This window comes from Larkinella insperata, from assembly GCF_026248825.1.
In the GTDB taxonomy this organism is placed as follows: Bacteria; Bacteroidota; Bacteroidia; order Cytophagales; family Spirosomataceae; genus Larkinella; species Larkinella insperata.
The window spans coordinates 4,129,429-4,155,451 of sequence record NZ_CP110973.1 but is presented as its reverse complement, the minus strand read 5'-3'; the positions used below and the strand labels follow the sequence as shown (position 1 = coordinate 4,155,451).

Genomic DNA, 26,023 nt, shown 5'->3' with positions numbered 1-26,023 from the left:
GGTCGGCGCGGAACAGGGCCGTCTCCCCTCCGACCCGGACGCCAGAATTTACCAAGCAATGAAAATGCATTTGTTGGTCATTGCGGACAGTCTTCACTACGACGCAGGCCTGACTTCCCGACAAAGTTACCTCGACCAGTTTGTGCAACAACTAGAGCGCAGTGGTCAGGAGGTCGTTGTAACCTACCACGCTCCGATGGCGCTGTGTACCATCGCGGACGTTTTGCAGCGGGTGCCGCTTCAGCGGTATGATTTGATTATTCTGCAGGTGGCCAACCGCCACCTGCGCGACTCCGGGCTGGCGCTCCGCCCCACAACCGGCGAGCGACTCCGGGAGTACGCCATGGCGTGGGCCGTCCGCATCCAGTGGTGGCTCGACCGGGTTCGGCCCCTGCGCGAAGTTCATCAGCAACTGGCGCGCATCCTGGAAACGCTGCGGTTTCACCGGCACCGGGTGATTCTGCTGACGCCCTTCCCCCACCGCGAACCGGTCAGCGGCTGGCTGCGCCGGAAAGGCAGCGACCTCCTGAAAAGCGAAGGCCGTTACCGGGGCTTTCGGGTGTTCGATGTGCAGGCGCTGATCGATTCGCGGGAGGAGTTTTTTATCACCGGCGACCGCGAACGGCTGAACGCCATCAGCCACGAGCTGATTGGCCGGCGTCTTTACGATTTTTACCGGACCGAACCCAGCATCACGACGGGTTCGCTGAAACAGGATTCCTGAGTATCAACCATCGCATTACCAACCAATTATCTCATATACGTTAAACATGAAACAATTCATTTTAATCGCGTCGACCGTTCTGGGTGTTGTTTTGTACGGGTGTAATCGGAATGAGCAGGTACAGTCAATTACGCCAGATTCTGATTCAGCCATCGCTACCACCAGCACCGCCCGCCTGGCTTCCGATAGTTCGGGCTTTTTCTGCAAGCGTAAGATTACCAGGATTGCCGTAACAGACCTGCCGGCAGCCGTCACCAACTACATTTCTGCCACCTACGCGGGAGCGACCGTTGAGTATGCCGCCAAGGACGATACCGGAAACTTCCTGGTCGCCATTACGCAGAACGACGAAGCCAAAGCGCTGTTGTTCAACGCCGACGGTACGTTCAACGAGGAACTGGCGATCAAAGCGGGCGGTGGTAAGCACGGCGGCCGGGGCGGAAAAGGCCGGGGGCACGGTTCGAAAGGTAACCTGGAGCAGATTGCCCTGACGGACCTTCCGGCGGCCATTACCAGCTACATCACGGCGAACTACGCCGGTGCCGAACTAAAAACGGCGGCCAAAGACAGCACGCGCGGTTATCTGGTGATGATTGTGGTGAGCGACCAGTCGAAAACCCTGCTGTTCAACACCGACGGTACGTTCAACAAGGAAGTAACGAAACCGCTGCGCGGCAATTATACGGAAGTGGCCGTGGCTGATCTGCCCGCGGCCGTAACGTCTCACGTTACACAGAATTACGCCGGTTCGACCCTTCAGAAAGCCGCCAAAAATGCGAATGGCGAGTGGGTGGTCTGGGTAAAAACCAGCGACGGAAAACTGGTGGCTCTGCTGTTTGGAGCCGATGGCGCTTTCAAACAGATCCTGAAACAACGGCGTTAAATGCCCTTTATCTCCCCGGCTTAGCGGTACGGCGGCCGGTGAAAAGCACCTTTGCGTTTCTACCCAACGCACCCGAATACAACTCGAAATACTCTTATGACACACACACCACTTCTCAAACCCGTCTGGTTGAGCATGACGCTGCTGCTGGTCTGGCTGCTGTCAGCCTGCCAGAGAGAAACCGACCTCGTTGAACCGACCACGAACACAACCGTTTCAAATACCGCAGAAAACGAAACCATTAACAAGTGGATTCTGGAAAACATGCGGGATTATTATTACTGGAACGATAAAATTCCGGCCAGTCCCGACCTGACGCTGGCGCCTTCCGATTTTTTTGACTCCCTGCTGTACACGTACAGCGCCACGGCCGCCCCCGACGGCGACCGGTTTTCGTGGATTGAGGAGAATGCCGATGATCTGTCGGCATCGCTGAGTGGCGAATCAACCACCACGGGCCTGGAATTTATGCTGTACCTGCGTTCACAGGGTTCAACCGACGTCATTGCGCAGGTCTTGTACGTATTGCCCAACTCCCCGGCGGCCCGGGCGGGCTTCAAGCGGGGCGACATCATCAGCAAGGTCAACGGGCAACCCATCACCACCACCAACTACGCTTCGCTGCTGTACTCCGGGGCCACCAACTACTCGTTCGGGCTGGCGGAGGTTCAGAACAGCGCGCTCGTTGATACCGACAAGACCCTTTCGGTAACGGCTACGGTTTTTCAGGCCAACCCGGTATTTTTGGATTCCATCTATACCGCAGGTACTAAAACGGTTGGTTATCTGGTGTACAACCAGTTCGTTCCGGCTCCCAACAACAGCAGCGGCACTGAATACGACGATCAGGTGGATGCTATTTTCAGCAACTTCAAAGCCCGGGGCGTCAACGAACTGATTCTCGATCTGCGCTACAACCCGGGCGGGTATACATCGTCCTCGGCCAACCTCGCCAGCCTGATCGGGAAAAACATCAGCACCAGCAGCGTGTATTTTCGGGAAGAATGGAATTCGACGCTGACGCCCTACATCAAACAGGAGTACGGGGATGAGTTCTTCGTGCAGCGGTTTTTAAACAAATCGCAGAACATCGGCGGCAACCTCCAACGGGTGTTCGTTCTGACAACCGACGGAACGGCTTCCTCCAGCGAATTGATTATCAACGGCCTTCGCCCCTACATGACGGTAACCACCATCGGTACGACAACCTACGGCAAGAACGTGGGGTCCATCACGATCGTTGATGATTCCGGAAAGATAAAATGGGGAATGCAGCCAATCGTTTTTAAGTCGTTCAACAGCCAGGGGCAGTCCGACTACTCGGCCGGTTTTGCCCCCAGCATAGAAGTGCAGGAGCCGCTGGTCTTAAAACCGCTCGGCGACATCACCGAACCGCTGCTCAACGAAGCATTGTACCAGATCACCGGAAATCGCCTGGCTCGTCGGGCCGTTGCCACGGGCCATTCGCTACCGGCGCTGGGCTCATCCATTCAACGGAAAGCCGGAGGAGGGCGCATGATCAAAAGCCTGACCGCCTTTAAAACCGCCAAGTTGCCCCAATGAGCAAACGCCGGACGGCCCCCTTTGCCAACCTCCGGCTGCCGGTGCAGCACCTTATTCGTACACTTTGTAGGCACTTTTTTCCCTGATTCGTATAAGCAACACCTCTAAGCTGGCTTTCCCGCCATGAAAACCGTTCTCACTTCCTTCTGGCTCACCGTGCTGGCTTGTCCGGCTTTTGCCCAGAGCGTTCCCGACTATTACCGCGCTGCGGCCCAGTACCCGGATGAGCCTCATCTGACGCGTCGCTCGGCCAGCGCACGCCGGACCTTCTTAACGCAGTTGGTCGCCCGATACGGCGAAGCGTATATAAAGGAGCGTTGGTATGTAAAAATGGAGGGTTTCTTCCGGTCGGATCGGGGCCAGCTTAGTCAAACATTCAACGGATTGATCAGTACCCGAGCCACCACCCAAACCGGCTGGAGCGCCGTCATCGGCTGGGTCAGCAACGAACGCTGGGCCATCGAAGGCGGCTACGCCCGCTCCCCCATTCACAACACGCTGATCGTCGGCGAGGGCGTAAACGCTCTCGATCTGCGGTTTGAAAACCACCGAAACGGTTTTGTCGTGCGCGGAAAACGGCTCATGCGCTTTGGCAAACAGACCAGTAAAGCGGGTTTGTGGCTAGGTGCCGGGGCCGGGCTCATTCCAAACACCGGTGAAACGGTCAGCCGCTTTCTGGTGGAAGGCTACAGCTACGGGAGTAGCTACCGTCAGCCGGGCCGCAGCCGGATCGACACCCTTTCGATGAGCGGTGAAACCCGGGAAAGCCCCCGAATCAGCGGTCTGGTGGAACTTTCGGCGGAGTACCTCATCAAGCTCGGCGGACGCGTCGATCTGAGCCTGTTTGCCCGCCAGTACTGGGGCATCGGCCATGCGTTAACCACCAACCTCGTTTATCGCGTGAACAGCGGGGAGCCGCAAGCCGCCGTTCTCCGGGGCAACGGCCGTGGCTGGAGCGTGGGTGTATCCGTGCGATATACCTACGCCCTCCGCTATGATTTGCGCAAAATGCCCAGCGTGTTCCACCTGCGGGGTAACCGTACCGAACCTGCGTCCGAAAAACGACGCCGTACGTTGTAGACCAATACCATGACTCTTACGCCTTTACCGTCTTTTTAATGTGTCCCCTCCGTTGCCGGATTGGCGACGGGTTTTTCTGTTTACTCACTTTCCCCTTTTTCTATGAAACGTTTCGTTCAACGCCTGTTGCGTTATTCATCCACACTACGTATTACTGGTGTTAAGACCCGTCGTTCGGCGGTTTTTTCCACCCTGGCCTACGCCCTGATCTGGAGCCTGTGGGGCAGCGTTATGGTCAGTTGCAGCAACGAAGAAGACGTTGCCGTTCTGGGCGACTGGCAGCGCCGGTCCGACTTCGAGGGGGTGGCCCGCAACGCTACGGCCGGTTTTGTCATCGGCACCATCGCCTACATGGGTACGGGCACGAACGCCGATAACGACCGCCTGAAAGATTTCTGGTCGTACGATCCGTCCCGCAACACCTGGACTCAACTGGCGGACTTCGCCGGGGAGGCCCGCAACACCGCCGTTGGCTTTGCCGTCGGAGCGAAAGGGTATCTGGGAACGGGCCTGAACGCCAACAGCGACCGCCTGAAAGATTTCTGGGAATACAACCCCGCGACCAACGCCTGGAAGCGCATTGCCGACTTCGGGGGGACCGCCCGCCGGAATGCCGTGGCTTTCGCCGTGGGCAACAAAGGCTACGTCGGAACAGGCTTCGACGGCAATTACCTGAAAGATTTCTGGGCGTATGACCCGGCAACGGATGCCTGGACTAAAACCGCCAGCTACGGCGGAGCCAAGCGCCTGGGTGCCGTTTCGTTCGTAATCGACGGGCTGGCGTATGTCGGTACCGGCAACAACAACGGCTCGGCCGAAAAAGACTGGTGGGCCTACGATGCCGCCCAGGATACCTGGATCGAAAAAGGCGACTTTGAAGACGATGAACTGGTGCAGCGGAGTTACGGGGTTGGTTTTGCCATCGGTAACCGCGGCTACGTGACCCTTGGTGACGGCAGCACCGCCGTCTGGGTTTACGACCCGACCACCGACGACTGGTACGAACAGGGAACGTTCGAAGGATCAGCGCGGCAATACGCTTTTGGATTTGCCATCAGCGGCAAAGGGTACGTCACTACGGGCAGCAGCGGTTCCGGCCGCTTCGACGACTTGTGGGAATTTGATCCGAACGTCACCCAGGATACCGACAGCAACTAATCGACGCCATGAACCGCAAACAGGTGCAATCGCTAACGATTCTATTGATAGGGCTGGCCGTGATTACGGTCTACAGCCCGTATCATCCCCGGCCGCAATATGAACTTCAGACGGTTACGACCCCGGCGGGTTGGGGCTATCAGATTGTTTCCGACGGCAAAACCGTCATCGACCAGCCCACGGTTCCGGGTCGGGCCGGTCAGCGTGGTTTTTCCAGTGAACAACTGGCCCGTCGGGTGGGCGAGTGCGTAGTTTCCAAACTGCGCCGGGGGCAATTTCCCCCAACGCTCACGCCGTCTGAACTGGCGCAATTAGGGGTCTTGGTTCACTAATCAGTCGTTGAATTTACCCCGGCCATACCCCGTGCCCGCGTCGTGATGCGCCACGACTCGAACAGTATCCGCAACGGTTTTAGCCTTCCGGAATCGCTGAAACCGTTGCTCCCAGTTACTCTTTTTCTTGGCCCCAACCGATTCGGGGCAGAAATGTATCCTCTTTTTCAGCAATTCTTCCCCATGCAAACTTTTTTGCGCCTGGCGCTCCTCGTGCTGGTCTGCCTGCTTTTTTCGGCCTGTATGAACGGCGATCTGGATGTTGGTCAGAGCCTGATTCAGCCCGACGAAATGCAGATTCAGTACATTGATACGGTCACCGTCAACCTTTCCACCGTGATGGTACCCGACTCGTTCATTACCTCTTCCGACAGCAGCGTACTGGTCGGCCGCTGGACCGACGCCCAGACGGGTCTGATGCAGGCCAACGGCTTTGCGTCGTTGTCGTACACCACCAATGATCTGCCCGATCAGAAAGGCATTCGCTTCGACTCCCTGGTGCTGGAAATGGATTATGCCTATTCGGTAGGTGATACGTTGAATTCGTTTGCGCTTCAGATTCACCAGCTTCAGAAGCCGCTCGAAAGCGGAGCGGTTCACTACAACACCCAGTCGGTCGCCTACACCACCCAGCCGCTGATCCGGAAGTCGTTTATTCCGCAATTTAAATCGGCAACCCGGCAGGTTCGGGTGCGCATCCCCGACGTGCTGGCCCGGTCGTTTTACACCAAGCTGATCAGCAAAGAAATCAACAGTGTTGAAACCATGAACGATTTCTGGAAAGGTTTCGCGTTCCTGAGCGCATCGCCCAACAATGTTTTTCTGGCATTCAACCTGAGTTCGGCCAACTCCGGCATCCGGTTGTATTACCGCAACAACGAAATCAGTCAAACGGCGTACAACCTGCTGTTTCCGTTTCAGACCGGGCCGTTTACCCAGCTAACCAACGACCGGCAAGGCACCGGCCTGCAGGCTTTGCAGCGGGCGACGGATGCCCTATCCAGCCGAACCACGCAGAATTCCTCGTTTGTGCTGCCGGCGGCCTCCCTTTATACCCGCATCGAAATACCGTCGTTGACCCAATTTGTGAAACCCGAAGACTTCCTGGGCCTGAATCTGGCGGAACTCCTACTCGAGCCCATTCGGCGGGATGTCCGCGATAACGCTCCTCCCCCGGCGGAACTGGGCCTTTATTTCACGAATACCCAGAACGAAACCATCGAAGCAGTTCCCGGTAACACCTCCGGCGAGTCCTCGGCGGTGGCAACCTATTCTTACCTGCCCAATGAAATCGAGTTGCAGGATGGCTACGTGTTCAATCTGACGAACCACATCAACCGGGTGCTGCGGGGCGAGTCGGCCAACCGGCCCATGCTGCTGAAGGTGCCCAGCGGAAGCCTCACGCTGAGGAGCCGGCTGCAACGGGCCGTGCTGGGCAACCGGCAAAACACCACCGACCGCGTGCGGCTGAAACTCTACGTTACGTCGGATGCCTGACGGCTAAATCAAATCCCATTTGCTGCGGTATTCCCTCGACAAATACGAGTTGGCTTCCCGGTCGCGGACAAACTTCTCCTTTCTGGGATTCCACGCCAGCTGGCGCCCCAGGCGGTACGAAATCAGACCCAGGTGCATGGGCATCGTCATTTGCCGGGCGTATTCCAGGTTGGATTCCGGCTGCGAGCGGGATTTAACGGCGTCAACGAAATTCTGCTGGTGGCCGGGCGAACGCGCAATGGATTGGGTAATTTCCGGAACATCCGTCATGACGATTCCATTGACCCTTATTTCGCGGGAGCCGTAGTCGCAGAGAAGGGTACCTTTGCTGCCTTCGAAATACGCGCCAATTCCTTTTTTTTCGGCGCCCGGAACCGGGGGCGGCACCGAGGTCCAGTGAAGCTTCAGGTCTTCAAATTCGTAGTCAATGCTGATTGATCGGGGCGCGTCGGCAATCCCGCCCGGCGCTTCCCCGGTTGCGCTGACGCTCTTCAGGTTTTTGGGTTCAATGGACCACCAGACCACATCGGCGATGTGGCTCCAGAAATCCTGGAACACCCCGCCCGAATAATCCAGAAAATACCGGTAGGTAAAATGGCACCGCTGCGGGGTATAAAGCGACTGCGGAGCCGGGCCGAGCCACATATCCCAGTTCAGCGTTGCGGGCGGAGTCTGGTAGTTGGCCGGACCCAGATCGGGCGGCAAACCGGTTTTCCACAACCGTACGGTATGCACCTTGCCGATGGCCCCGCCCCGAATCAGTTCCACGACGCGGTGGTAATTGTCTCCGGCGTGAATTTGCGTGCCGAGCTGGAAAATCCGGTTGTGCCGGTTCAGGCTTTTCAGCATTTTCTGCCCTTCGCGCACATCGAACGACAACGGTTTTTCGCCGTACACATCCTTGCCGGCCTGAAACGCCAGAATGGCAATCTGGGCGTGCCAGTGATCGGGCGTTGCGACGGTGATGGCGTCAATGTCCTTGCGGTCGAGGACGCGCCGAAAATCGTCGTAACCCTGCGCCCGGGTGCCGGGGTTCAGCTCCGACAGGCGTTTCAGACTGCCGTTCAGATGGTCCTGATCCAGATCGCACAGGGCCACAATCTCGACTTCGGGCAGTTTGGCAAACCAGCCCATGTGGTTGTTGCCCATGCCCCCCAAGCCGATGTGGGCGATGCGCAGCCGATCGCTCGGCGCCACTTTTTTAACGGCCGGAAACAAGGCCAGCCCGAGGGCACCGGCGCTGCTTTGTTTAAGAAAGGTTCGACGGGTAAGCGGGTGATTCATACGGTAGTAAGGGTCGGAAATTACGATTTCAAGGTACAAAAAATGCTCATGCCGGCTCCCACTTTTCACAAAAAATTAACAGCCTGGTAACCAGTGGGTCTAACGGCTTTTTGTTATTTTACATTTCATCTAACCCACTCCCCCGCTCATCAAACCGTATGAATGTACTACGCCGTCTTTTCTGCCTGACTTTCCTACTGACTGGCGCGCCTTTTTCGCTTGTCAGCGCCCAGCAAACCCAAAACGTTATTCTGGTAACGCTCGATGGTGTTCGCTGGCAGGAAGTCTTCTCCGGTGCCGACTCCACGCTGCTGTTCGATGCCGCCTATTCGCCCGATACGGCTTCGGCCCGCAAATTCTTCTGGGCTTCAAACCCGCAGGAACGCCGTAAACTGATTTTTCCGTTTCTCTGGAATACCGTTGCGAAGGAAGGACAATTGTACGGCAATCGGCTGAAAGGCAGCAAAGTCAACAATGCCAACCCCCACTGGTTCAGCTACCCGGGCTACAACGAACTTCTGTCCGGCTACGCCGATGATCGCATTAAATCCAACGACAAAATTGATAACCCGAACACGACCGTTCTCGAATTTCTAAACAACAAACCCGACTTCAAGGGAAAGATTGCGGCTTTTGCGTCCTGGGATGTGATCGAAGCGGCCGTTAATGAGAAGAAAACGGGAATCTACGCCAGCGCGGGCAACGAACGGATCGAAAACCCCAAAACGGCCACGGATTCCCTGCTCAACAGCATGATGACCACCATTCCCCCGCAGGTTTGGGACAAAACCGTCCGCAGTGATTTCCTGACGTATTATGTCGCCAAAAACTACCTGCGGCAAAACCATCCGCGCGTGATGTTCATGCAGTTCGACGAAACCGACGGGCTGGCCCACGCCGGGCGCTACGCCGATGACCTGCGCATGGTGAATGCCGTTGATGCGTTCCTGGCCGATCTCTGGAAAACCGTTCAGCAAATACCGCAATACGCCGGAAAAACGACCTTGATTGTGACGACAGACCACGGCCGGGGCCACACGCCGAAAGCCACTTGGAAAGGACACGGGACCAAAACACCCGATTCGTACCAGATGTGGTTTGCCGCAATCGGGCCCGATACCCCACCGACGGGCGAACAATCCGGCGGACCCGTTCTGTTTCAGAACCAGCTGGCGGCTACCCTGGCCCAGCTGCTGGGGCAGGACTTTAAATGCGAACACCCGGTCGGCCCGCCGGTTCTGACGGTATTAAAGCCGTAGCCGTCGGAGCAAACGACCAAGCAGCATTCTATAACCGTCGGGAGAGGCATCCTGACGGTTTTGTTTTTTGTAGCAAAGAGAAAATCAACCTTTTGAAAGCACCCGCATCAGCAGAACGCTGGCCACCAGCCCAAGCGCAATCCCAACCGAATCAGCCGCCAGATCCAGCCATTCGAAGCTGCGGTTGATGGGCATCACCAGCTGGTAAATTTCAATCGCCAGGCCGTACAAAACCCCGATGATAAAAACGCGGACTGGCTGCCGGGAAACCGTTCCCCACAGGAAGCCCCAGAGACCAAAAATACTGATGTGAATAAATTTATCGTTGGTCGTCAGCCCTTCGGAAAGGTGTTCGCTGGGCCAGGCACAGCCAATGAAGATGACGATGGTCCAGCCGATGGCGGCCCATTTAAGTAAAGCATCCAGTCGCATGTTAGCGGGTGAGGGCGGTCATTCGCCACTCGGTCAAATACAAGAATACGGTTATAACACTCAATAAATAAATCACATTTCGGGAGTCGATCAGGCCGCGGCCCAGTGCCTGGTACTGTTCATCGAGCGCGATCCAGGTCAGCGGATACGCAAAAGAACCCCAGAATTCCAGCCCGGCTACCGAACTGATGCCGACGTACAGCAGAAAACACAGGAAAACACCAATGACAAAGGCCACAACCTGGTTTTCATTAATGGACGACGCGAATAAACCAATGGCCACAAACACCCCACCCAGCAGCAGCAACCCGACGTAGGAGCCAAAGACCGATGCGGAATCGACGTTACCGGGTGGATTACCCAGTTGATATACAGAATAATAATATACCAGGGTTGGTAACAACAATAGTACCACCAGCAGCCAGTTGGCAACAAACTTCGCCAGAATTAATTGCCAGCGGGACAGCGGTTTGGTCAGCAACCACTCGATGGTGCCCGTCCGCACTTCCTCGGCAATGGAACGCATGGTGATGGCCGGAATCAGAAACAGCATAACGTAGGGCGCCAGGTTGAAAAAAACACCCATGTCTGCGTACCCGTACTCCAGCAGACTCGTATCCGGAAACACCCAGACCATCAGCCCCACCGCCGTCAGGAACACGGCCATGATGATGTAGGCAACCGATGAGCTGAAAAAGCCGTTGATTTCTTTTCGAAAAACAGGCAACATAAGCTAATAGACCAAAGAAGTCAGACAAGAGATAAACGTACAGGGCGGGGTAATAAGTCTTTCCGCTCTTGTGTATTCTCTTTTGTCTCTCCTTATCAGTTCTGAAAATCCGGAAACGGTGGTTTGTTTCGGCGCATGAAAGCGGCCACAATCAGTGAAATAATGACACCGAAGAAAGCCGCTACCAGCACCCCAATCAGAAATTGCAAGCCGGGACTTTGCAGCTTTTCGGTGAACTCCATGGCCTGGTCAATCTGCTCGTCGGTCATGCCGCGGCTTTCTAGTTGCTCCCGCGCGTTGTCCATGATTTGCTGCCGGATGGTGGGATCAATGAAGCTGGTATAAATCTGGTTGTAGGTAATCGAAATTAACCCACTAATCACCGATACCAGCGTTCCGAGGCTAACACCCTCACCGAAGCTCATGAAGCCGCCGTTCAGTGTTCGGTACTCCCGCATCGCCAATACGATAATGGCAACCGAAATGGGCAAGCTCAGCCAGGACAACGACTGATTTGCAAACTGACCGGTGAGGTTGATGATCGTCGTATAAACCATAAAAACAACACCGGAAATTAATCCCCATTTCAGGGCCAGACGAGCGGTAGAGGGTTTTTCTTCCATGATACGTTACACGTTTAGGGTTGGGAGGATTTCGGAGGGTTTGGCGATTCGGGCGAGGGGTCATACAAACTGTAGTCCTGCCTTCTGAAAAGTAAGGAAATGATCAGTACCGGTAGAACGGCCAATACGGTTTTCTTGCTGATCTCGTCGCCCACCAGCGTTTCGGGGGTAATTGTATCGACGTTCTTGAGCATTTTCAGGTATTCAGCCTGCCCCAGCGATTCCACCAGATGCCCCTTCGTTGAGACGATCAACTGCCGCATATCGGCGAGATACTGCGTAAAAACTTTGTAATCGACGTAGTTGATAAACAGATAAATCAGCCAGGCCGTCAGCAGCGCCCCTACCGTGTTGACCACGTAACAGATGGTGAGCGCTTCCCATAAGTGGAGAAAGCCCTTGCCGATGTGCTTCCGGTAGTACCAGACCGCCGACACCATCATGATGATCTGAAAGCCAAAATCCGGCACCCGCACGTTGCCCAGCGGTGTAATGCCGAGCCAATACAGCACCAGAAAATAAATAAAGCACAACACACCTGCCACCAGCCCAAACAGGATGGGAAGCTTCAAAAGCGGGTGGTTGAAATAGGAAAATAGTTTTTTCACTCGAATTTATAGCTGTTCAGCAAAGCTTTTGTTTATAATCCATAACGCTTTCCCGCGCAGGGTCTTGCCGAAAAAAGGCGAGTTTTTTGAGCGCGAAGCCGTTCGCTCATACGTCCACTCCAGGTCCGGATCGAAAACCGTCAGCGTGGCGGGTTGGTTTTCCTCAATGGTCAGCGCCGGAAGCCGCAGAATCCGGCGGGGGCTGTGCGTTAGTTTATCAACCAACTGCTCCAGCGGCAAGTCGCCATAATGCGTCCGGGCCACCGCGAAAACCGTTTCCAGCCCGATGATACCGAAATCGGCATGGTCAAACTCGATGTTTTTACTCTCGTCGTCCTGCGGATTATGATCCGACACGATGGCGTCGATGGTGCCGTCGGCCAACCCCTGCTTCAGGGCTTCGCGGTCGGCGCTCCCGCGGAACGGCGGGTTGACTTTCAGGTTCGTATCGAATCCCATCAGGGCGGTATCCTCGAAGGCAAGCTGGTGGGCCGCAATGTCGCAACTGACCGGCAAGCCCTGTTGTTTTGCCTGCCGAATTAATTCAACCGACCGGGCCGTCGAAATCGTCGAAAAGTGCAATACCGAACCGGCGGACCGATCCAGGTTTTGCGCACAGGCGTATTCCAGCAGCCGCAGATCCCGCTCAATCATCATTTCTTCGGCCATGCTGGGCATTCCTTTCAGGCCAAGCAGCGTACTGGTCAGCCCTTCGTTCATTTGCCCGAAATGCGTCAGATTCTGTTCCTCCGGGCGGTTCATCAACAACCCGTTAAGCGGTTGCAGGTATTGCAGGGTTTTCAGCAGCAGGTCGGCATTCAGCAACGGCTTTTCGCCGTCGGAAAAAGCCACCGCTCCGGCATGATGCAGGTCGATCATGTCCGTAAAATCCGTTCCCTCGGTTTTCTTGGTGATGGCTGCGATGGGGTGCACGTTCACCGGGTGCCCCTGCGTGGCCTGCCGGATGTACCCCAGCGTATCTTTCGAATCCAGGACGGGTTTGGTATTCGGCAGGATGGCAATATCGGTAAATCCTCCGCGCGCGGCCGCCTTGCAAACCGTGCTCAAATCTTCCTTGTGTTCGTAGCCGGGGTCTTTGGCCGACACCCGCAGGTCAACCCAACCGGGCGAGACACACAACCCGTCCTGTTCAATCACTTTCAGGGCTGCCTCCGACTCCTCAACGGCGATCGATTCGCCAACCTGACGGATGAGACCATTTTCAATCAATACGTCACGAATCTGTCCATTGAAGGGCGACTGCGCGTCTACGATTCGGGCGGCACGGATAAGTAGCTTCATGGTTTTTTGGGATCCACCCGCGGGCGCTGAGCCGGTGTCGGGCGGGCGGGAATGCAAAAAAAAAGCCCCGGTTGGAGCTTCCTGATCAAATCGGGCGTTAGGCGCCCACCAACTCTTTATAGGCTCCGGCCGACAACAACTCATCGGTTTCGGCGCTGTCGGTCAGTTTCAGCCGGATAATCCAGCCCCGGCCGTACGGATCATCGTTGACCAGTTCGGGTGATTTTTCCACTTCCGGATTGATTTCAAGCACTTCGCCCGCCACGGGCAGAAACAGATCCGATACCGTTTTGACGGCTTCAATCGATCCAAAAATGTCGCCCTTCGGCAAGCTTTGCCCGACGCTGGTGACTTCCACAAATACAATGTCTCCCAATTCACTTTGGGCAAAATCGGTAATACCAACAACGGCGGTGTCGCCCTCAATGCGAATCCACTCGTGGTCTTGCGTATATTTCAGTTCTTCGGGAAAATTCATTGGTAACAATTCGTTTAGCGCTGCAAGTTACACACGTAAAACGGTTTTACAAACCCTCGTCCCGGCCTTTGTTTCCGGTCAAGGCAGCGCAAAAGCCACGTAGCGGTCGCCGGAACGGGTTTTTAGTTTTCCACCTCCGCAGGCAATCACCACGTACTGCTTTCCCCCCACCGCATACACGGCGGGAGTGGCGTAGCCCGCAGCCGGAAGCTGGGTTTCCCAGAGCAGTTTGCCGGTCTGACGGTCCAGAATACGAAACTTTTCATCGGGCGTGGCCGCAATAAAAAGCAGGTCGCTGGCCGTTACGACCGGGCCGCCGTAATTGTCGGTTCCGGTTGGCGGAACGCCCTGCCTGGTCAGCGCCGGAAATTCCCCCAGCGGAATCTGCCAGCGGTGTTCGCCGGTATTCAGGTCAATGGCCGTCAGCGTACCCCAGGGCGGGCGGCTCACCGGAAAGCCGTTGCGGTCGTACCAGCGGTTGTAGCCCGTGTGCATGTAGGGCAGCCAGGTGCGGCTCTGCGTGGCCGCAACGGTATGCTGAGCGTTTGTTTTCCCGGAGATAAAATCCACAATGGCCTTGCGTTCGTCCGGTGATAAGTGCGAAAACGCCGGCATCATGCCCCGACCCTTTTTCAGCAGTTCGTGAATGGCCTCCGGTTTCATCCGCTCATTGACGGCCAGCAGCGAGGGATAGGCTCCGCTATGGTCGCCCCGGCGGTCGGCTCCGTGGCAGGCTCCGCAGTTGGTCGCATATAACGTTTCGGCACTGCTAACCGCCGTGGGTTTGGGTGCGTCGATCAGCGTGGAGTAAACCGGTATTTCCTTGGCCGGAACGTACAGCATCCCATCGGGAGTGACTGCCGCCCCACCCCACTGCGCGCCTCCGTCGGTTCCGGGAAAGAAAATCGTCCGCTGACGCCCCACCGGATAATACGGTGTGCCGGTCCGGCTCGCCCGCAGTTGCGCTATCACTTCCTCCCGATCCGCCACGGTTTCGTTCAGGTCCTTTTCCGTAAACGTCTGGCGGGTAAACGGTGCCGGTTTAAGCGGAATGGGTTGCGTCGGATGGGCTTCTTCTCCCGGAATGTCCGACGCCGGAAACGGTTTTTCCTCAATGGGAAACACCGGTTTTCCCGTCACGCGATCAAAGACAAACACCTGCCCCTGCTTGGTAACCTGAGCCACGGCGTCAATTTTTCGTCCATTTTGTACCACCGTCAGAAGGTTAGGCGGAGCGGGCGGATCGCGGTCCCAGATGTCATGGTGCACAAATTGAAAATGCCAGAGTCGTTTGCCGGTCCGGGCATCCAGCGCCAGCAGGCAATTGGCAAATAAATTGGCCCCCAGCCGGTTGCCGCCGTAAAAATCAAAAGCCGCCGAACCCGTCGGCGCGTAGACGATGCCCCGCGGCCGGTCGATGGCCATTCCCATCCAGTTGTTGGCCCCGCCCACGTTGCGGTAGCCGTCTTTCGGCCAGGTTTCGTACCCAAACTCACCCGGCTCCGGAATGGTCCGGAATGTCCAGACAAGCCGCCCCGTCCGCACGTCGTACGAGCGGATATCGCCCTTCAAGGCCGTCGGGCCTTCCGCCACCCGAACGCCAATGATGATCTGGTCTTCGAATACAATTCCGGGGGTATTGGCCACCACGTAATCATCGGCCCCGGGTCGCTCCAGTCCGTCTCGCAGGTTTATTTTTCCGGCCTGTCCAAACGTCGGCACCGGTTTTCCGGTCGTGGCATCGAGGGCGTATAGCAGGTGTCCGTAGGCGAAGAAAATCCGTTTTTGGGTGCCGTCGGTCCAATAGGTAACGCCCCGGCTGGTCATTTTAAACGTTTCGTCGGTCAGGGCCGTTTTCCAGCGTTCTTTTCCCGTGGCAGCATCGAGCGCGAACGCCTGAGAACCCGCCGAAACACCGTACAGAACACCGCCAACCACAATCGGATTGCACTGAATCTGCGTCTGATTCCTCAGCGAATCGGCCCCGCCCGAAGCGTATTCCCACACTTTCGTCAGGTGCCGCACATTGGCTTTAGTAATCTGATTGAGCGGGCTGTAGTGGCTTTGCTCGCCGTTGCCGTTGTATTCGTGCCAGTCCGTGCCAACTCCCTCCAGGTTGGAAATTGGGACAAACGAGACGGCCCACAGCACCGTCAGCAGGCCCATCGTTGCCTTTATAACAAAGTCTTGACGCATCAGAAAGAAGTAAAGCAGTCCTATCTGATTGGTTTAAAGACGAATGAACGTCATTATTACTGTTGGAAACCGTTAATAAAAAAGAGGTGGCTTTCATCCGCGAGTCGGCATCTTTTTCTATCTTACTGACCCGATTTTAAACCCCTCCTACTCTTTTCATGAAGCAGTATTACTACCTGGAAGGCAATCAGCAATTTGGCCCCTTTAGTCTGGACGAATTACGGTCTAAACCCATCCAACCGACTACCAAAGTCTGGACTCAGGGCCTGCCCGACTGGATGGATGCTCAAAGCGTTCCGGAAATTAATGAATGGCTTTCGGGGGCGGCTTTTCCATCGGTTAATCCCACCCAGCCTTCCGTCGTTCCGCCCGTCAGCCGTCCTTTTCAGGAGTCGTATACGCCCAATCAACCGCTCGGATCGGCACCACCCAAGCCCAAAAACTGGCTGGTTGAGTCGATTCTGGCAACGCTCTTCTGCTGCCTTCCCTTCGGAATTGCCGGCATCGTCAACGCGGCTAATGTCGATTCCCGCTACGCCAACGGTGATTTTATCGGGGCGCAACGGGCGTCTGCCGAAGCGGCCAAGTGGACCAAAGTAAGCTTCTTTGTCTCGATCGGTCTTTGGGTGCTTTACTTCTTACTCTTTTTCCTCGGCATCTTTGGCGGACTTCTTCAGTCATATCAGTAAAAAGCGGTTCGGGGGGTTCGCCGTTCTGATCGTCCTTCTGGGGATGGTTTGCAGCTACGGCTGGTTCAATCCAGCTCAGGTATCGTTTTTCCCGCCCTGCCCGTTCAAGCTGCTGACCGGTCTGGAATGCCCAGGCTGTGGTTCGCAACGGTGTTTGCATCAGTTGCTACACGGCCGCGTTGGGCAGGCGTTTAGCTACAACCCGCTGCTGGTGCTGTCGTTGCCCTATTTGCTTCTCGGTTTTTTGCTGGAATACACCCCGCTTGGTCCCAAACGGCCGGGACTGCACCAACGGCTGTACGGAAAAACCGCCAGTTGGCTGATCTTCGGCATCGTAGTTCTGTACGGGATTGGAAGAAATGTGCTTTAAAACGCTTCCCCCAGCGATACGTAGAAACCGGTGCCTTCGCGGGTCAGGCCCAGATCGGCCCGCAGGAAAACGTCTTTTTTCTGGAAGAACAGAAACCGTATGCCCCCCCCGGCCGCCCAGCGAACCTGATCAATCCGGAAAGTTTGAACCGTTGGCGCCACCGTTCCCAATCCGGCAAACAGCGTTCCGCCCCACCGTTTGCTGAAGCCGAAGGGCAACCAGCGTAGTTCGGCCTGACCCGCCAGCACGTTCTGGTCGCGGTACCGGCCCAGGTAATACCCGCGCATCAGCGATTCGCCCCCGATCAGGCCCAGGTTGTTGAAGGGGATGATCCCGTTCATAAATGTTCCGGCAATCTGCAACGCCAGCACCCGGTTGGAACGACCCAGCGGACGATAGGCCCGGGCGTCCAGAATCAAACTCCGGTACCGGAAATCGCTGCCAAAACCGGGACGATACCACAGAATACCGGTTTCCAGAAAATTTCCTTTTCGCACATTCAGGACATTTTTACGATCGTCGTACACCAGGGCCGCGCCAAGTCCTACGGTGTTGGAGCCGTCCGCGCCGGGCGGTAAATCAACACTGGGTTGGTTTTCAACTTCGAACGAAACCCGGCTGATGTTCTGGAAATCGGCTTCAATGCCCGCGTACCAGTTGTTTTTGACCTGTCGAAGTATGCGCTGGCGGATCTGAACGTAGCTGGAGTTGACCAGTGCCGGATTGCGCGAGGACGTGTTGGGACCAATCCCGTAATACAACAGCGGGAACTGCTGAAACCGCGCCCGACCCAGAAAGAAGTACCGGTTTTTGTTTGTGTAGGCGGCATTCTCCAGCACCGCGCCAAACTGCCCCCGAAACGTGACGAAGGAGTAGAGAACAATTTCGCTCAGCCGGTTAACAACCGTGTCTTTTTTGGCGTAAAACAGAGAAAATGCCCGAATCCCTACTTCAACACTGGTTTCGGGCGCAAAACCGGCCGTTGGAAATACCAGTAATTTGGAGGTGGCCGCCGATGAAGTGTCGTTCAAAATTCTTTTTACGAACTGAACTACTTTTCCCTGTGCCCAAACGGGTGAATTCAGTAAACCATAAATCAACAGAAATGAAATACCCGTCCGGCGAATTTCCATATGCATTTTTGCTCCCAGCTCACAAGCGTTTTAATGGGATTTTAATGAATAACTGGAAAAACGGTCAGAATGATTCTGCGTTCGGGTATTTCCCTGTTGAAATTGGTAAAAGTATGGCTACTCGGCTAGGTTGAACCGGACCTGCACCCCGCCCGCCGTGGTAGCCCGCCGGAAGGAGTTCGACACCAGCGGATCATTGAAGGTCCGGTCAAAGTACACCTGCACGTTCAACCGGCGATTGACCACGTAGCTGACCTGCGGCCGCAACTGGAAGTTAACGTTACCCGCCGTAATAATCTGCTCGCCAACCCCATTGTCGTTCACCTGCGTATTTGAATCATCGAACTTCCGCTGAACCGTGCGGGTATCGCGGAACGTCAGGTTGCAGTTAAACGTCAGATCGTTTTTCAACCGGCGATACGCTCCGTTGATTTTGAACGGAATCCGGAAATTCGACTTCGTAAAACCAAACCGGAACGTAATGTCTTTGTTGGTCAGCTCGGCCACCTGCGCGTTGGACAGGTTCAGGGCCACGCTGCGGTCCTGGTTGTATTCCAGCCCCCCGCTGATTTTGCTCTGCGTCCGGAACGTCGCCCCGATCAACGGCGCAAACCGTTCGGTCATGGTAATGGTACTCATGACAAAAATCGGGATGAACTGTTTATCGGCATTGTAGCGCGTTCCGAGATTATAGCCCATCACCGCCAGATTGACGTACAGCGCTTCGTAATCCAGCGACGAGATAAAGTTACCGACGCTGTAGGTTGAGTTGTAACTGTGCGAAAGTGTGAAAGCGCTGAACAGTTTACGGAACGGTTTCAGTTGGGCCAGACCGTTGTAATCGACCCGCCAGTTGGGCAGCGGGAAGCGCAGGAACGGATTGATCTTGACGGTATTCGGGTCTTTTCCGCTGTAAGCCGCGAAGAAGGCCGGAATCAGAACGTCCTGCGACGTCAGGTTGTATTCTCCACCACCTCCCACGCCCGGATTGATTCCCATCAACCGGTTCAGGATAATCTTGCGATACTCGGCAAACCGGTCAAAAATGGGCGAAGAATTGTCGCGATTCAGCTTGGTGAAGGCCGTCTTGAACGACAGGAACGACATGCTGAACTGCCCGTTTCGCAGCGGACTCTGGCTCCGGAAGAGGCCGGTTGAATCCGGGCGATAAAACTCCTGATAGCTATCCTGACGGGTCAGCCGGGCTTCCACCGTGATCCGGAAATCTTTAAAGGGTTCCAGCGTCGTGCGGGCGTCAAACTTCTTGGCAATCGATTGGGTAAACGGCTGGTTCTGAACCACACTTTTTGACAACCATCCCCGTTCGGCCGCGCGGTGGTGAATGTTCCGGTCCTGACTACCGAGCACAAACCCCAGCCCCGGCGCATTTTCGCGCGAAATACCGAAGAACCTCGGCGTAGGCATGAAGCCCGGCAGGAACGTGGATTCCTGAACGGTATAGTTGAAGTTAATGCCCCGCACGGTTAGCAGAGTCCGGACGAAACTCTTCAGCACGCGGCTCTCCGTCCGTTGAATATCTTCGACGTCACCGGGGTTGCGGGTGAAGTTTTTGCGCGGCACGTTCGGCGTGTTGGCAAACCGAAGGGCCTTGATTTTATTGTACAGCCGGATAAAGTCCACGCGCCCCTGCACACCCCACTCGCGGTTGTTGCGGATGGTGTTTCCAAACGGAACGCCCAGCGTGTCGGTGATGCCGAAGGAATTGGCCTGGAACAGGTACCCCATATTGTAGGTGAGGTCAGCGGCAATCCAGTCGAGCAGTGGCAGTTTGTCCAACGGCATTCGGTAAGTAGTCCGGATGTTCTGTTCGTAGTTTTTCGTCCGGCCAAACCGTCTGGCGTTCGCCCAAACCGAATCAACTTTGGCCTGCGTGTTCAAGTCGCCGGCCGGTTCATCGATGATGGCGTTGGTGCGGGCGTTGTAGGTCAGCACCAGGTTACGGGTCAGGTTCCACTGCAAATCGTAGTACCGGTTAAACCAGAAATACTTTTCAAACTGCGGCACCATCCCGGCGGTCGTCAGCTCGGAATTACGGAGCTGCGTTTTGATAAAACTCCGGTCTACCTCGCCCCGAATGGCCACCTGGGTAGGCAGTAGAGTCAGGTTAAAGTCGCGCAGCCAGCGCAGGTAAGGCCGTTCCAGGGCCTGGAATTGTTTAAAGGGCTCAAACGGTTTCGGCTGGGCGCTGTAGACGTAGGCAATCCCGCCCCGGGTTTGCTTTTGAATAAACTGCTCGGTCAGGATGTTGGTCCGGGTCGCTTCGTTGAAAGCGTACGTAAACGAGAAGTTTTCAAAATCGTAGAAATGGTTTTTGGCGTTCGGGTTGGTTTTTACCTTCCGGAAGTTCGACAGGTTGAATCCCTTTCGGATGGAACGGTCTTCCACCAGCCTCCGGTACCGATCCCGTTCCTCCTGGTTGTCGAAGGTTGCCAAAGTCGTTTCCAGCGGTGTATCCGGGTCGAGCGGATTGAAATGCGGCTGAACCAGCCGCTGATCGTAATTAACGTACAATGGAATCCGCAGGCCCCACTTTTCGGGCAGCAGTTTATCCACCGCAATCTGCGATTGAATCCCGTATTCGGTTGACGTTTCGCGTGATCGCTCGGCGATGCGCTGCTGCACCCCGCCAAAACCAAAGGTGGTGATTTTACCCGAAGCCGTCACGGTGGCCACATCCGCCAGTTTGGCGTTGAGCACCCCAACAGCCGCCCGCCCGGCGGTCTGGTCGAACCCGTTGGCCCGGAGTTCGTTCACCCAGATGGTAAAGCCCCTCGTCCGCTCGTCCGCCGATTTGGGATTCCGCATCCCGATCATAATGATCTGCACGGCACTCAAATCCGGGCTTCCGACCACCGTCAATTTGTGCCTGCCATCGAGACTATTCATGGAAAACGGCTGCGCATAGGTTCGGGAATACTGCCGGTTGCGTTCCGCCTTCAGGTTGACCAGTTCACTCAGCGCGATGTCCAGTTCATTGTTGACTGGCCAGACCACGTCATCCGGCTGGCTGCCTTCCGGCGTTGCTACCAGATTCGGAATTTCGATTTCGTAGTAGTTTTCCTTGAAGTCCGTACCCAGCCGCACAAAAGCCGACACCTGACCGTTAATATCGCTCTCGTCGCTGTGCATGTGAATAAACATCTTCAACCGTTCGCGGAACAGCAGATCCTGGCTGTTGTTTTTGAAAGCCGCCCGCGAATCGCCGTCGCGCAGATTGGTCACGCTCAGGCTCATCGACTGCTCGTTCAGTTCAACCTGGTTGATTTGCGTGAAATCGCGGTCACGCTGGAAGCCCGGCGGTACCCGGTATATGTATTTGTTCTGGCCGGGCGCGCTGTTTTCCTCCACGTTCACGGCGGCTACCTTAAACTGGGCATCGTACGGTTCAGGCACTTCCTGCAACCCCTGCGCCGACAGATCACCGGTGTACTTCCGGTATTGGTTGGAAGTCATCTGCAACTGGGCAAACCGCAGCACCACCGGCTGCTCAAATTCGGTCAGGTACATCCGCATAAACCGGATGGACTTAAAGCCGTTGATGTTCCCTACCTTCTTCGCGTTCTCACGAACGGGAATCCGGAACAAGTACCAGGTTACCGTTTTCCCATTTTTCTGGACCTCAACTTTGTCGACAATGTAGCCACGCCCAACCTGCAACTGACCCGGTTTCAGATCAATTTCGTATTCGTAGTAAGCTTCGTTGTCGTTGATGGTATTGTCCGTGTTCAGGTCTTCGATGTCGGGCAGGGTGGTTGACGCCGGCGTTATCACCTGGTTGCGGTCTTCCAGTTCGGGGGAGTTGTTTTCCATCCCCATGTACTGCTTGTACCGGCTGACGATGTACTTCACGGAATCGGCCCGCTGTCCGTAATAGAACATAAAGTCGTCGTTGGCGGGGTCACTCAGCAGCCGTTCGCGGGCCCGCTCATTCAGACGGGGTGCCACCTGATTGATGTAACTGCTGAAATACGTGTTCTCATCCCGGTTGCTCAAACCGTCGAGACCGACATCCTGCTGCGTACGGGTAACGTTGTCAAACGCCTGGGTCACAAACTGGGAGCGCGTCACCCGGCCCCAGTCCGTTGAGTCGGGTGAAAGGGCGTTCGGAACGGCCAAACCGTTTTCGAAACCGAAACGACCATCTTTGATAACGTCCTCCGAGACATCCCCCAAGTTAAAAATCAGCTTACCACCGGTGCGGTTGGGCCGGTTTTCAAATCCGTCGTGAATTACGGCATTGGTATCGCCCGACATTCCCAGGAAGGGGTCCATCAACCAGAAGTCGATGTTCTCGATGTTGGCGTTGTCAAAGTCGGCATCGGACGTAATGGCCCGCATTACCGCCCCAAAGTTTTTCTTCGGATCGCCCGCTAAGCGACCGTCGGCGTCCAGGTTCGGGTTGAAGTTGTACATCCCGCGTTCTCTGGGGAAGTAAGCCACATCCAGGATGTTTTCGGGCAGGTTGACCAGCCGCAGCGAACGTCCTTTAAACAGTTCATTGGATTGAAAAAACTGTTCGTAGTAATTCTGTAAATCCCTTTCGCCCAGGTTGGTGGTCGGTACGCGATTATTCGGAATCGTGTTGGCCGCGGCAAACGTGTTGTCAACGGTATAGACCGAAATCCGGGCGCGGTTGTAGGCAAAAGCCAGTGGGTCGGCCAGCGTTCCCTGCGGAAAAGCGCGTTCGGGCGTGGTGGGTGTCGAACCCAGCCGCCAGCGGGTTGGTTGGCGGGTCAGGTCGTAGAGTGTCCGGGCGGCTTCAAAATCGTCAATGAAGGCGTTGTTGTTGACCCGCGGAGCCACCCCGGGGAACAGTTGCGCCACCTCGCCCTGGAAGGCAATGTTTGAGAGTTCTTTGGTTTGGATGAGCGGCAGGCCGTCGAGCAGTCGGGTCAAAAATCGGGAGTCTTTGCGAATGGTGGCATCAAAACCCAGAATGGTGTTGTTCACCGGTTCGTTACCGATGGCCACGCGCGTCAGGAAACCGGCGGGGGTTTCTTTCATGTTCATGGCCGTCATCCCCAGACTTACATCCGGACTGAGTTTGTAGTCCAGACGCGTACCGATGAGCCGTCGAATCTGGTTCTGGAACAGATCAGGCCGTTCGTACCGCACCCGAATTTCCTGGCCAGAGTTCATCAGTCCTTCGTTCAGAAAACGTACCCGGCCAATCTGGGATTCCACCACAAAGTCGACGCCCGGTGTCAGCGGAACCCCGCCCGCGGTGACCTGAACCGAATTTTCGTCAACGCCGTAGGGCAACGTTACGTCACCGCCCGTGGAGGATTGGAAACTTCCCCGCAGAAAGAATTTGTTTTTACTCGCTACCTGCTGCGCATCCACCAGCGTTGTGCGGTAGAGTTCGTTGTAGACGTACTTGGAGCGGTAAACGTCGGCATCAGCGCCGGCGCCTAATCTCCTGGATAAGTACGAACCAAACGGTTCCAGAACCGGGAAAATCACGCGCCCATACCGGCTATCGACCGTAACACCCTCTACAAAGTCGAAATTACCGTCGGGTTGCCGGTCAAGCTGGGCGTTGAGCTGGTCCATATTAAAGACCTGCACCAGCGGGATACCGGCCAGGTTACTTTCCTGAAGGTTCGGGTTGTCAATCCCGGTCAGGTCATCTTTGTAAACTATTCGTAACTGGAAATTCTGCTTGCTAACCTGGGTCGTGTTGAGCGCATAGATGTTTTTCATCATCAGGTTCCACATCGGCAGTTGCGTGTTGTTGCGGATCGTCGATGACTTCAACAGCTTCAGAATGACCACTTCGTCATCCTGACGGTTCTGGTAATCTTCCGTCAGTTCGCCCACTTTGTATTTCCTGCCCTGGTAGGTGTATTCATACGCCACGGCCAGCACTTCGTCGTTGCGCAGGGGCGTCACCAGCGAGATGTAGCCCAGTTCCGGCTGGAATCGGTATTCGGTTTCGGTCAGTCGTTTGGCGCCCCGCAGCAGTTCGTAATCCACACCCTTCGCAAAGCTGAACGTTCCGTCCAGGATCGAAGCCGCCTGGTCTACCTGCCGCAGACCGGGGTTGGCTTTCACCCGGTTGTACAACCCGTTGCCGGTGGTGTTATCGGCGGGAGCCGCCGGGTTGGAACTGATGGGTTGCAGATTCGGATTGTTCCGGTTGTAGGGCTGAGCCTCAGCCAGATCCGCAAAACCGAGGATATTCCGCAGGGTCGTGGTGGTGTTGGTCCGGTTAGTTACGTATACCTCTAAACGCGTAATGGTAACACCGGATACAATCTGGGGCAGGCTTTTTAAGGACCGTTCGTAATTATCCCGGAAGAAGTTCGAGAGGAAAAAGTGACGGTTTTCGTCGTACGTATCCACCCGGATTTCGTAGGGCCGCTGCATGGAGCCGCCTTTGATGACGATTTCCTCCTGCTTCGAACGCTGCTGCGAGGCCACCAGGGTTGCATAGAGTTTACCGAAGCGAAGCTGGGTTTTTACCCCGAACAGGTTCTGTACGCCCGGAATCAACTGGCTGCTGAGGGGCCAGCTGATGTTACCGGCTTCCAGTCCCTGAATGATGCTGGGATCTTGCGGCTGAAACTGCGGAATGGCCGACGGCACCATGCTACCCGCATTGGGCAGGCCGTTGGTGAGGCCATTTGTCAGACCGTCAGCATTGGGTAATCCGTTGGGCAAATTACTGGCATTGGGCAGCGTCGGAATTGGCGGACGGTAATTCAGTTTCAGGACGTTCTCGAAATTGAAACTGGATTTGGTATCGTAGTTGGCCGTAACGCCCAGCCGTTCTCCAATTTTCCCGTTGAAGTTGATATTGATCTGCTCGTTAAAAATAAAATTCCCGTTTCGGCGCTGCAAGACCGGAATAATGGGATTGTCGATGAACTGATAGAGGTACCCAAAATCCAGCATGACAAAGCCGTTGGGCTTAAAATCGACGAGGTTACCACCGAATAAGCGATCAAATACCGGGGGTAATTCCAGTTTGGGCAACAGGCCCCGCCCGCTGACAGCACTCTGCCCTTCCGCGCGCGCGCTGTATTCGCGCCACAAACTTTTTTGAACACGTTGGTTCTGTAACCGGTTATAGTCTTGGAACGACATCACTTCGGCCGGTCGGTAAGGCAATCCTCCCGCCGGACGGGTTGGCGTCGTCGGAATGGTCGGCGCTCCAATGGTGCCGGTGGTGGCGGCAGGCTGCGTGGCGGTTGCTGCGCTCGGACGGGTAGCATCCCGCGGAGTACCGATCCGCTCCAGAACCGAAATCTGACCGACGCTATCCAGCTGGACGTTCGTGGTAACCGCCCGGGGATCACGCATCAGGAAGGGTGATCTGGGCAGAGTAACCGAAAACGGACTCACGTACCGATCCCGCCAGCGAATAATGGGCCGGCGTTCGGCTGCTCGAGTAGCCCGAATGCTGTCCTGGCGAGCGCGGGCAATTGAATCGGCAGGTGTTACGGTACGTCGGCGTGCGGGATTTTGGGCGGTTACCGGGTTAAACCAGGCCAGCCCCACTAATAACGCACACAGCCCAACCAAGCACGATCCAAACCGGCCCTTTGCTGACGACAGCCGGGTCCATTGTTGGTACTCAACACATTCCAAGAGAGGCACGTATAGTTAAATTCGGTGAATAGGTAGTTTGCTTATAAAGACTTACTCTTTTACATACA

At 55.7% G+C, this 26,023-nt stretch carries 20 protein-coding genes; 10 read left to right on the top strand and 10 right to left on the bottom strand.

The genetic code is table 11. The features are described from left to right. Positions 1–58: 58 nt before the first annotated feature. From OQ371_RS16720 to OQ371_RS16690, 7 genes are all read left to right on the top strand, one after another. Positions 59–724, top strand: a complete 666-nt coding sequence (locus OQ371_RS16720) for an SGNH/GDSL hydrolase family protein (protein WP_265989320.1) — start codon at positions 59–61, stop codon at positions 722–724. Positions 725–770: 46 nt separating this feature from the next. Beyond that, entirely contained in the window at positions 771–1,607 is an 837-nt protein-coding gene (locus OQ371_RS16715) for a PepSY-like domain-containing protein (RefSeq protein ID WP_265989319.1), read from the top strand. A gap of 96 nt (positions 1,608–1,703) precedes the next feature. Next, positions 1,704–3,170 (top strand): S41 family peptidase, encoded by a 1,467-nt coding sequence (locus OQ371_RS16710; RefSeq protein WP_265989318.1) that lies wholly within the window; start codon positions 1,704–1,706, stop codon positions 3,168–3,170. Positions 3,171–3,293: 123 nt separating this feature from the next. Continuing rightward, positions 3,294–4,250 (top strand): hypothetical protein, encoded by a 957-nt coding sequence (locus tag OQ371_RS16705; RefSeq protein WP_265989317.1) that lies wholly within the window; start codon positions 3,294–3,296, stop codon positions 4,248–4,250. 102 nt (positions 4,251–4,352) lie between these two features. Further along, positions 4,353–5,408, top strand: coding sequence for a Kelch repeat-containing protein (locus tag OQ371_RS16700; RefSeq protein ID WP_265989316.1), 1,056 nt, complete (start codon positions 4,353–4,355; stop codon positions 5,406–5,408). An 8-nt stretch (positions 5,409–5,416) separates the two neighbouring features. Continuing rightward, positions 5,417–5,740 (top strand): DUF4907 domain-containing protein, encoded by a 324-nt coding sequence (locus OQ371_RS16695; RefSeq protein ID WP_265989314.1) that lies wholly within the window; start codon positions 5,417–5,419, stop codon positions 5,738–5,740. Between the two features lie 183 nt (positions 5,741–5,923). Next, positions 5,924–7,237, top strand: coding sequence for a DUF4270 family protein (locus OQ371_RS16690; RefSeq protein WP_265989313.1), 1,314 nt, complete (start codon positions 5,924–5,926; stop codon positions 7,235–7,237). 3 nt (positions 7,238–7,240) lie between these two features. Here OQ371_RS16690 and OQ371_RS16685 read toward each other — a convergent pair whose 3' ends face one another. Beyond that, the gene (locus tag OQ371_RS16685) at positions 7,241–8,521 is read right to left on the bottom strand and encodes a Gfo/Idh/MocA family protein (protein WP_265989312.1); all 1,281 of its coding nucleotides are present in this window, start codon (positions 8,519–8,521) and stop codon (positions 7,241–7,243) included. Between the two features lie 158 nt (positions 8,522–8,679). On the opposite strand from OQ371_RS16685, the gene OQ371_RS16680 reads away from it, so the two are divergent. After that, positions 8,680–9,780, top strand: coding sequence for an alkaline phosphatase family protein (locus tag OQ371_RS16680; RefSeq protein ID WP_265989310.1), 1,101 nt, complete (start codon positions 8,680–8,682; stop codon positions 9,778–9,780). 84 nt (positions 9,781–9,864) lie between these two features. On the opposite strand, the gene OQ371_RS16675 is transcribed toward OQ371_RS16680, so the two are convergent. The 7 genes from OQ371_RS16675 to OQ371_RS16645 form a co-directional block, all read right to left on the bottom strand. Further along, the gene (locus tag OQ371_RS16675) at positions 9,865–10,212 is read right to left on the bottom strand and encodes a VanZ family protein (RefSeq protein ID WP_265989308.1); all 348 of its coding nucleotides are present in this window, start codon (positions 10,210–10,212) and stop codon (positions 9,865–9,867) included. Between the two features lies 1 nt (position 10,213). After that, entirely contained in the window at positions 10,214–10,942 is a 729-nt protein-coding gene (gene gldF, locus OQ371_RS16670; RefSeq protein ID WP_265989307.1) for a gliding motility-associated ABC transporter permease subunit GldF, read from the bottom strand. 95 nt (positions 10,943–11,037) lie between these two features. Continuing rightward, positions 11,038–11,565: a DUF4199 domain-containing protein gene (locus tag OQ371_RS16665; protein ID WP_265989306.1), complete on the bottom strand. Its 528-nt coding sequence runs from the start codon at positions 11,563–11,565 to the stop codon at positions 11,038–11,040. A 14-nt stretch (positions 11,566–11,579) separates the two neighbouring features. After that, positions 11,580–12,173, bottom strand: coding sequence for a DUF4199 domain-containing protein (locus OQ371_RS16660; protein WP_265989304.1), 594 nt, complete (start codon positions 12,171–12,173; stop codon positions 11,580–11,582). 6 nt (positions 12,174–12,179) lie between these two features. Continuing rightward, the gene (locus tag OQ371_RS16655) at positions 12,180–13,475 is read right to left on the bottom strand and encodes a dihydroorotase (RefSeq protein ID WP_265989303.1); all 1,296 of its coding nucleotides are present in this window, start codon (positions 13,473–13,475) and stop codon (positions 12,180–12,182) included. Positions 13,476–13,572: 97 nt separating this feature from the next. Next, positions 13,573–13,953, bottom strand: a complete 381-nt coding sequence (gene gcvH / locus OQ371_RS16650) for a glycine cleavage system protein GcvH (RefSeq protein ID WP_265989301.1) — start codon at positions 13,951–13,953, stop codon at positions 13,573–13,575. 78 nt (positions 13,954–14,031) lie between these two features. After that, entirely contained in the window at positions 14,032–16,149 is a 2,118-nt protein-coding gene (locus OQ371_RS16645; protein ID WP_265989300.1) for an outer membrane protein assembly factor BamB family protein, read from the bottom strand. A gap of 158 nt (positions 16,150–16,307) precedes the next feature. Between OQ371_RS16645 and OQ371_RS16640 the strand changes: the two genes are divergently transcribed. Together OQ371_RS16640 and OQ371_RS16635 are read left to right on the top strand one after the other, a co-directional pair. After that, positions 16,308–16,838 carry a CD225/dispanin family protein gene (locus tag OQ371_RS16640; RefSeq protein WP_265989298.1) on the top strand — a complete coding sequence of 177 codons (531 nt, stop codon included), beginning with the start codon at positions 16,308–16,310 and terminating at the stop codon, positions 16,836–16,838. A gap of 43 nt (positions 16,839–16,881) precedes the next feature. After that, on the top strand, positions 16,882–17,208 hold the full coding sequence (locus tag OQ371_RS16635; protein ID WP_265989296.1) for a DUF2752 domain-containing protein: 327 nt from the start codon (positions 16,882–16,884) through the stop codon (positions 17,206–17,208). Here the strand turns inward: OQ371_RS16635 and OQ371_RS16630 are convergent. After that, complete coding sequence (locus OQ371_RS16630; RefSeq protein WP_265989295.1) at positions 17,205–18,239, bottom strand: BamA/TamA family outer membrane protein; 1,035 nt, start codon at positions 18,237–18,239, stop codon at positions 17,205–17,207. The two genes, OQ371_RS16635 and OQ371_RS16630, sit on opposite strands and share 4 nt — an antisense overlap. Positions 18,240–18,458: 219 nt before the next feature. After that, positions 18,459–25,964 carry a T9SS outer membrane translocon Sov/SprA gene (sov, locus tag OQ371_RS16625; RefSeq protein ID WP_265989294.1) on the bottom strand — a complete coding sequence of 2,502 codons (7,506 nt, stop codon included), beginning with the start codon at positions 25,962–25,964 and terminating at the stop codon, positions 18,459–18,461. Between the last annotated feature and the right edge of the window lie 59 nt (positions 25,965–26,023).